This is a genomic window from Peptoniphilus sp. (assembly GCF_050943655.1).
In the GTDB taxonomy this organism is placed as follows: domain Bacteria; phylum Bacillota; class Clostridia; order Tissierellales; family Peptoniphilaceae; genus Peptoniphilus_A.
Window position 1 is genome coordinate 1 of sequence record NZ_JBMNPQ010000058.1, and the last position, 9,080, is coordinate 9,080.

8 protein-coding genes are annotated in these 9,080 nt (G+C 33.2%); 6 read left to right on the forward strand and 2 right to left on the reverse strand.

Features of this window, described 5'->3' with window-relative positions; translation table 11 throughout:
• Nucleotides 1–124 precede the first annotated feature (124 nt).
• The 5 genes from ACOX6R_RS06055 (at nucleotide 125) to ACOX6R_RS06075 (ending at nucleotide 5,771) form a co-directional block, all read left to right on the forward strand.
• Nucleotides 125–2,566 (forward strand): SdrD B-like domain-containing protein, encoded by a 2,442-nt coding sequence (locus tag ACOX6R_RS06055; protein ID WP_433448310.1) that lies wholly within the window; start codon nucleotides 125–127, stop codon nucleotides 2,564–2,566.
• 3 nt (nucleotides 2,567–2,569) lie between these two features.
• A complete protein-coding gene (locus ACOX6R_RS06060; protein WP_433448312.1) occupies nucleotides 2,570–3,211 on the forward strand; it encodes a class C sortase in 642 nt (213 codons plus the stop codon).
• A 168-nt stretch (nucleotides 3,212–3,379) separates the two neighbouring features.
• Nucleotides 3,380–3,772, forward strand: a complete 393-nt coding sequence (locus ACOX6R_RS06065; RefSeq protein WP_433448314.1) for a hypothetical protein — start codon at nucleotides 3,380–3,382, stop codon at nucleotides 3,770–3,772.
• Nucleotides 3,720–5,165 carry a thiamine pyrophosphate-dependent enzyme gene (locus ACOX6R_RS06070; RefSeq protein ID WP_433448316.1) on the forward strand — a complete coding sequence of 482 codons (1,446 nt, stop codon included), beginning with the start codon at nucleotides 3,720–3,722 and terminating at the stop codon, nucleotides 5,163–5,165. The genes ACOX6R_RS06065 and ACOX6R_RS06070 overlap by 53 nt, the downstream gene beginning before the upstream one ends.
• A gap of 21 nt (nucleotides 5,166–5,186) precedes the next feature.
• Entirely contained in the window at nucleotides 5,187–5,771 is a 585-nt protein-coding gene (locus ACOX6R_RS06075; protein WP_433448318.1) for an indolepyruvate oxidoreductase subunit beta, read from the forward strand.
• 47 nt (nucleotides 5,772–5,818) lie between these two features.
• Here ACOX6R_RS06075 and murC read toward each other — a convergent pair whose 3' ends face one another.
• Complete coding sequence (murC, locus tag ACOX6R_RS06080; protein ID WP_433448320.1) at nucleotides 5,819–7,204, reverse strand: UDP-N-acetylmuramate--L-alanine ligase; 1,386 nt, start codon at nucleotides 7,202–7,204, stop codon at nucleotides 5,819–5,821.
• Nucleotides 7,205–7,443: 239 nt separating this feature from the next.
• Here murC and spoVG point away from each other — a divergent pair, with 239 nt between their 5' ends.
• A complete protein-coding gene (gene spoVG, locus ACOX6R_RS06085) occupies nucleotides 7,444–7,746 on the forward strand; it encodes a septation regulator SpoVG (RefSeq protein ID WP_433448322.1) in 303 nt (100 codons plus the stop codon).
• Nucleotides 7,747–7,805: 59 nt separating this feature from the next.
• Here spoVG and alr read toward each other — a convergent pair whose 3' ends face one another.
• Nucleotides 7,806–8,960: an alanine racemase gene (alr, locus tag ACOX6R_RS06090; protein WP_433448324.1), complete on the reverse strand. Its 1,155-nt coding sequence runs from the start codon at nucleotides 8,958–8,960 to the stop codon at nucleotides 7,806–7,808.
• Nucleotides 8,961–9,080: the final 120 nt, after the last annotated feature.

Sequence of the window (9,080 nt, forward strand, 5' to 3'; positions counted from 1 at the left end):
GTAAAATTTAGTTGCGTTTTTGATTGGTATGATGCTACTAAATTGTATTTTAAAATTTATTATATAGATTAGTTTAGATATATGCTTATCTGTATAATATAAAAATTTAATAAAGGAGAGAGATATGAAAAAGAAAATAAGTTTAATTTTATTTATATTAATGTTACTTAGCATAATTTTACCAGGGCTTAGAACTTTCGCAAATGAAGAGCCAACTGGTAAAGATGTAGCTGATAAGATTACAGTTACAAATTTAAATTTAGAAAACAATACAGAAGGAAACACAATAGATCCTAATAAATCAGGTGGACTTCATATGTCTTTTGATTTTGATGTGGAAGATAACTCAGTAAAAGAAGGAGATTATTTTGAAATTAAGCTTTCAGATAATATGAATTTTTTTGGTGATTCAACAGCTTCCCCTGTTCCAAATTTTTACAATAGCGCAAAGGCATTGATTGCAACTGGAGAATATGATGAAGAAAATCATAAATTAATTTACACATTTACTGATTATGTAGAAAATAGTAGAAATGTAAAAGGAAAAGGCGAATTCACTTTTTGGGTAGACCGTTATAAAGTAACAGATAATGGAGATCAAACGTTTAAAGTAAATGTTTCTGACCAGGAAGCTTCAACTATGTTAAATGTAAATTTTACTACATCAACAAAACTTGTTGATTCATTTATTACAAAATCAGATCCATTTGGTGATGATTTTACACAAATAGTTTATGTAAATCCAAAACATCACAACTTAGAAGGAACTAAGCTATCAATACGAGCCGATTCATGGGAGAGCAAAAATGACTCTACAGCAACTATTAACTCTAAAAATACAACTTTTGAAATATATAAAGTGCCAAATGATAATACCACACCAGGATTTCCTAAAAGTTTTGGTGTAGATAAGACTAAGTATGAGTCTATCAAAGTAGAACCTAAATTTGGTACTGCAGATGATAAAGTCGAATATGTAGATTTTGATTTTAGTATTTTCTCAGATAATAATACTAGTGACGGTACAGGTTATATAATAGTAATGAATAGTAAAAAATCTGAAGAGACAGGTACTTTAAAAGTTAGTGCATTTGTAGAAACTACTAATGAATCGAAATTTTTTTGGGATAATGAAAATATTATAGAATCTGCTGATACAAGTATAGAAGGAGAAAATGTATATCAACTTGGTGATTTTGTCTGGGAAGATTCAAATAAGAATGGTATTCAAGATAAGGGCGAACTGGGAGTTGAAAGTGTCAAAGTTACTTTGATCAAACCAGATGGAACAAGTGAAGAAAAAACTACTGATAAAAATGGATATTATATTTTTGACAAGCTTCCTAATGGGACTTATACAGTTAAATTTGAAACTCCAAACGGATATAAGTCAACAGATTCCAATAAGGGTGCTGACAAAAGATTTGATTCTAATGGAGTTGAATCGACTGTCACTATTAATGGTTCAAATGATTACACTATAGATTACGGCATAGTAAAAGTAGATGGAAAAAATGGGACTTTTGTAGAAGAACATCATTATTTTATTGAATACAGAGATGCTAATGGAAAACCTGTAAATGCGCAAGGAGAACCTGTAGAAGAAGGTCAAAACATTATTGAACAAACTGACCTTGAAGTAATTAAAGAACCTACTAAAGGTACAAAAGACGAAAGTTTCAGTTCTAAATTAATAAATAAAGAGGGCTATAAGTATAATTCTAAAAAGTCAGAAACTTATTTTCAAGGAGGCACAACTATAGATGAAAATGGAAATGTATCTGGTAATTATGTGGATGAAAAAGAACAAAAAGTAGTTTATAATTACTATAAGAGTGTAAATCCAAAAGCTGAAAAAGGTAGTGTCTATGTAAAATATGTAACAGAAGACGGAAAAGTTCTTGAAGCTGAAAGTGTTGTTAAGAAAGATGCCCCAGCAGGAGAAGAATATACAACAGAAAAGAAGAGTTTCGATGGTTATGAATTTGTAAAGATGAAAGATGGCTCAGCGCCAGCAAATGGAAAAGTTGTTTCAGGAGAAGAACTACATGTAACTTATGTGTACAAAGAGGTTAACTCTAGCGACAACACATCTGGAGGAAGTTCAAACTCTGGTGGTTCTTCTAGACCAGATAGACCTTCTAGACCACACAGACCAAGTGGAGACAACAGTGTTATTATTCACTACGAACCAAGTAACAACAACACAAACACAAATGTTACTAAGCCAGAGGTAGATAATACTACTCCACAAGATAATACTAAGCCAAATGTTACAGATGATAATTCTAAGGCTAATGTGACAGAAGATAATAAGTCAAATGAAGTGACAACTAGTGACACAACAAAAGATGAGTCTCGTGATAGAGATGACGACAACGAAGCTGTTGGAAATATTGGTCCACACGACTACAATGGTCCAACTGGTGGATCAGATGGCGTTAAACATCTTCCAAAGACAGGAGACGGACTAAACACTTCAGCTTATGTAGGAATTCTTCTTGCAGCAGGTGCAGCTCTAACTGTAGCTGGACTTAAGGCAAGAAAAAAGGAAAATGAGGAATAAAGATTGAAGAAATCAGTTATTCTGATTAGTATAGGGATAGTGCTAATGGTTGGTGCATTAGCACTCCTTTTTTACAACAACAATAGAATTTCGGAGCAGAAGAAAGAGGCAATTGCTCTTGAAAGGGAGTTGCAAGAGGGCAAGAATCCAAATGCTAATCTTTATAAAGAGATTGATAAAAAAATTGAAGACAATAAATATGATAATAGGGCTGATATTATTGAAAAGGACACTGCCATTGGTGTCATAAGAATCGACGATATTGGCGTTGTGATACCTATTTATGACAATACAAATCCTAAATCTTTAATTCACGGCTCAGGAGTTGTCGATACGACAGATCTTCCTTCTTCTGCCAAAAACACAACTTGTGTCTTGGCTGGTCATAGAGGTGGAAAGAACGAACATCTTTCGTTTATTAATATCGATAGACTTAAAAATGGTTCTGTAATTAAGATTACGACGAGAGACCAAGTTTTATTTTATGAGGTCTACGGTCAAGAAGTGATTGAACCGACTGATTGGAGCAAGTTTACAAGGGAAGAGGACAAGACAAAGTTATTTTTGATGGCGTGTCATCCTTATCCCAAAAACGACAAGAGGCTCCTCGTTGAGTCTGAATTAAAGAAAGTTATAAATAAGTAGAAGTATAATTATCATTTTGAGGACTTTCGTTTTGAGAGTCCTCTTTTTTGTGAAAATTTTTAAAAAATATAGATTAATTTTTTACTATTCGTTGTATAATTATAGTATAAGTTTAATATACTGATTTGGTAATGTTACTTATAATTAATTTTGGGAGGAGTGTTTATTTTGACAAAAAAAGTTGTTTTATCAGGCAATGAAGCCATTGCCAGAGGCTTTTATGAAGCTGGTGGTGAAGTTTATACAGCCTATCCAGGTTCACCAACTGTTGAGATAATGGATAAAATGAAGGAGTATAAGGAAATTTATTCTGAATTTTCAACTAATGAAAAAGTAGCACTTGAGATTGGTATAGGTGCAACTTTTGGCGGAGTTCGAAGCATGGTAGGTATGAAGCATGTTGGTGTTAACATTTGCATGGACCCACTTATGACTTTCGTTCAATCTCCAATTGATGCTGGATTTTTGCTAGTAACAGGTGATGACCCTGGCATGGCAAGTTCACAAAATGAACAGGATAACAGAAATCCTCGGCAAGTTTGCCAACATGGGAATTTTTGATCCAAGTGATTCACAAGAGAGCAAGGACTTAGTTAAAGTTGCTCTTGATCTAAGTGAAGAGTACAACTGTCCGATGATGATGAGAATTACAAGTAGACTCTGCCACGGAAGATCTCTAGTAGAACTTGGCGAAAGAGAAGAGCACAAGGGTAAGGCATTTGAAGCTGATCCAACTAAGTACTGTATGCTCCCACCACACACTTTTAAACATCAATACGAAATGCAAGATAGAATTGCAAAACTCGGCGAGTGGGCAAACGATGCTAGTATAAATAAGTTTGAAGATTATGGTGGAGATACTTTAATTATAACTTCCGGCATTGCATACAATAACTTTAAAGAAGTGGCACCTGAAGTTTCTGTGTTAAAGCTTGGAATGGTATATCCTCTACCTATTGAAAAAATTAAAGAGCTTAATAAGAAATATAAAAATATAGTCGTAATTGAAGAAATGATGCCTTTTATTGAAAATGAATTAAAAATTCACGGAATTAAATGCGAAGGCAAAAAGTATTTTTCATTTACTGGCGAACTTATGTCAGAAGATATTGAAGATGGCTTAGTTAAGGCTGGTATTTTAACTGAAAAGAAAATTAAAGAAATAGTAGCTGATGACACAACTGCGAGGGGACCACTTTTCTGTGCTGGCTGTCCACACAGACCGATTTTTGATATTTTGAAGAAAGCGAAGGTAACTGTTGTTGGAGATATTGGTTGCTACACAATGGGTCTTTTATATCCTTGGGAAGTTTTAAATATGAATATTTCCATGGGTGCATCTGTTGGAATGATTAAGGGACTTAGATTTGCGCTAGATAAGTTAGAAGATGACAGACCACTTGTTGGAGTTATTGGTGATGGAACATTCTTCCACAGTGGACTTCCTGGATTTGCCGACCTTCGCTATCAATTAAAGGGCAACGAAAAGATTACAATGATTATCCTTGACAATGGTACGACTGCTATGACCGGTGGCCAACCGACAGCAAGTTCATATGAAAGAGACCATGTTGGTCAAGATATTTCTATTGATGATGTACTTAAAGATATGGGCTATACAGACATTGAAAGGATTGACCAATTTAAATATGAAGAGGCGAAAGAAAAAATTAATGATGCAATTAATAGAGAGGGAGTTTCTATTATAATTACTTCTAGACCTTGTGCTTTGAAGTTTAAGATTAAAGAGCCAAACTTCTATGTTGATCCAAAGGTTTGTATAGGTTGTAGAACTTGTATCAGAACAAATTGTCCTCCACTAAGAATGAAAAATTATAGAGGAATCGACAAGAAGAAATCTTCTATCGATCCAAAACAATGCGTAGGTTGTTCAGTTTGTGCCCAAGTTTGTCCAGTTGGCGCAATTAAAAGACGTAACAATATTGATAAATAATTTTTCTTTGAGGAGGTTATTATGAGTACTAATAATATATTTTTAGCTGGAGTTGGCGGACAAGGTTTGGTCCTTGCGACTAAAGTTATTGCCGATGCTGCAAATTATTCTGGTGTTGATGTTAAGACAAACGACGTTGTTGGTCTTTCACAAAGAGGCGGAAAAGTTTGGGGAAGTGTAAAGCTTGGCAAAAAAGTTTATTCTCCAAATATAAATCCTGGTGAAGGAGATTTGCTCCTTGCTTTTGAAAAACTAGAAGCTAAAAGGTTTAGACATTTGTTAAAACACAAAGACTCAGTCGTAATCATAAATGATTATGAAATGGCACCTTCGCTTGTGCAACAAGAGGCTGAGGAATACGATGAAGATGTAATAGATGAGATGAGGGAAATTGCAAGTGAAGTTGTAGTAGTAGATGCTACTAATGAATCTGCGAGAATGGGAAACCCTCAAGTTGCTAATATCCTGATGCTTGGTGTATGTGCAAGATTTTTGGATAGCATTTCTCACGATTCATGGGTTAAATCTATTAAGGGCAATGTACCTGAAAAATATTTAGATCTAAACTTAGAAGCTTTTGATAAAGCTTTAAATGATGAATTTTAAAAATTAAGGCATAAAAATAAGTCGAGTGGAGTGACACTCGACTTTAATTATTTTTCTTCTAATAGCATTTCGCCAATTTTATACACATCTCCAGCACCCATTGTCACAACAATGTCGCCGTCTTTTAGATTATTCTTTAAAAATTTAACTACATCTTCAAAGCTTTCCATGTAGTAGGCATTTTTGTTGTGCTTATTGATTGCAGTTTGAAGAGTTTTGGAATGTATGTCTCCATAATCTTTCTCACGCGCTGCATATATATCAGTAATTATAACTGTGTCAGATTCTACAAAAGAATTTGCGAAAGAATCAAGAAGCAGTTTTGTCCTTGTAAATGTGTGCGGTTGGAAAACTGTAATGAGGTTTCCCTTACAAATTTTTTTGAGGGCGTGGATTGTTGATTTTATTTCTGTAGGGTGGTGTGCGTAGTCGTCCATAACTATGCCGTCGTTATAAACTCCCTTGTACTCAAGTCTTCTCTCAACGCCTTTGTAATTTTTAAGTCCTTCGACAATCTTTTCTACAGGTATTCCATTTAAATAAGTTGCACATATCGCTGCAAGTGAATTTAAAATATTGTGGCGTCCCATAACAGAAAGCTCTATTGTTGCAAGTTTTTTGCCATCTAAATAAGCATCGTATGTTGGAACTCCAGCTTCATTAAAGCTTATATTTTTTGCCATTAAGTTGGCATCATTATTTATCCCAAATGTGAAAACTTTTGTGTTATCAATTGGGTAAAGTTCTTTAATATTTTCATCATCTGCATTTAAGATTGCATAATCATCTCGTCCAAGATTATCGATGTAGCCCTTAAAAGTTTTGATTATGTGCTCGTTGTTATCAAAGAAATCCAAGTGGTCTTCGTCGATGTTTAATACTATTGCCGTTGTAGGGAAATATTTTAAAATATTAGCTTTATATTCGCAGGCTTCTGTCAAGAAAAGTTTCTCGTCGCCGTACTTTATATTTCCATCAATGTCTTTAAGCTGGCCTCCAAGCATTATTGTTGGATTTATTTCTTCGTCTTTAATTATTTCAGCAATCATTGAAGTTGTAGTAGTCTTGCCGTGAGTACCTGAGACAGCTATTGATGAGTCAAAGTTTTTCATTATAGCGCCCAAAAAAGTTGCTCTATCTACTAAATCAACTTTATCTTTAATTGCCTGCATCAGTTCAACATTATCAAGGCTTATGGCATCTGTGTAAATTACAAGATCCATATTTTTAATGTTTTCTTTGTCGTGTTCAAAGTAAATAGTGGCTCCGTTTTTTATGAGTTTATCTGTATTGATTGAACTGTTTTTGTCGCTTCCAAAAACATTGTAGCCCTTATGTAGCATAAGCTCAGCTAGGGCAGACATTGAGATTCCACCGATTCCAATAAAAAATATATTTTTATACTTACTATTATCTATATCAATTTCAAACAATTTTAATCCTCCAAATATTTCTTTATTTATTATATCACAAAATTATTATTTTACATTTTGAACTTTTAAGCAAAATATAATTTGTCATTGTAAAATTTTTTTAAAATAGCAATCTAAATTTAAAAATATAGTAAAATATTTATATATGAAGCAGGAATATATTTTCAAATATAAAAAATATATTTATTTAAAAGAAGTTTTATGCTATAATATGGTAAAGAAAGAGAGGGTGACAATATATGAACATCACTGATATTAGACTTCGCAAATTGCCAACAGAGGGAAAACTAAAAGCTATAGTATCTGTTACTCTAAATGATGAAATCGTTATTCATGATATTAAAATCATTGAAGGAATTGATTCTTTGTTTTTAGCTATGCCAAGTAGAAAACTTGCAAATGGAGAATTTAGAGATATAGCACATCCTATTAATGCCGAAGCAAGAAAAGAACTAGAAGATGCAGTGTTTAAAGAATATCATGCTGTAAAAGAAAAGCTAAATCAAGAACAAGAATCAGAAGAAGCTCCTGAAGAAGCTTAAAATTTAATCGCAATCAAAAAACTACTTATATAATTATAAGTAGTTTTTAAATGCAAAAATTAAATTTCCATTATTTCAACGACTTCTCCATCTTTAAAATAAAGTCGTGGAAGTCTCTTGTCAAAGTGAGTTAGAAAAGATGTCTCGCAGTCGCCGCTAAGCTCACAGAAGTCTCTAATTTCTATTTTTTCATCTCCTTGCTCACCAATTAAAACGACCTCGTCTCCAATTTTACAATCTATTCCAGTGGCATCGACCATCAGTTGATCCATACATATAAGTCCAATCTGTGGACATTTGACTCCGTTAATCAGTACATTAATTTTTCCTGATAAGATTCTTGGAATGCCGTCGGCATAACCTATAGGAAGTGTTACGACTTTAGTTTTTTTATTTGTAAAGTATGTGCGTGAATATCCAACAGATATCCCTTCATCAATAATTTTTACATTACTAATCTCAGCCTTTAGACTAATTATTGGTTTTAAGTTATGCATTGCAGCTGAGTCTCTCGTGTCAGTGTAGCCGTATTGAATAATTCCTGGTCTTACCATGTCAAGGTCATATTCACGGTGAGTTAGAATTGATGCAGAGTTTGCAATGTGTCTATATTTAAAGTGAACGCCTCTTAGTTCTAATTTTTTTATAAAATCTGTGAAAGTATCAAATTGTTTTTTTGTGAAGTCAAGATCTGAGTCAGATGCAGCGAAGTGTGAGAATATTCCTACTACGTCTAAGTTTTCAAGTTTAAAGATTTCTATAATTTTTTCTATTGAATCTTCATTTGGCAAAAATCCAATTCTAGACATTCCTGAATCGATGCAAATATGTAGCTTTGCTTTTTTGTTTAAATTTTTGGCAAGCTCGTCAAACTTCTTTGCCTGTTCGAGAGTATATATAGTTGAAGAAATATCTCTTTTGATGCTCTCTTCAAATTGATACTCTGGAGTGTAGCCTAGTTTTAGTACATTTATATCCTTAAATTCATTTTTAAGAATTATTGCCTCAGACTCTGTTGCAACGGCAAAGTTTCTTATTCCAAGTTTTACAGATTCACGCACAAGAGCAACAGCACCAACTTCATATCCGTCGGCCTTTACGACGCTTAGGATTTCTGTTCCTGGTGTGAGGGATTTTTTTATTGTTTCCATATTATTTATAAAATTATTTAAATTAATTTCTAGCCACGCAGGTCTTTTGTATTTTTTATCCATAAATAATGTCCTTTTCTGTGTATTTTTTATATTATATCACAGTTTTAAAGTATCTTGGAAAATTCTGTGTAAAATAAAATTTACAAAAATTGTTTTTTGTGGGAGATTATCGCTTATTAT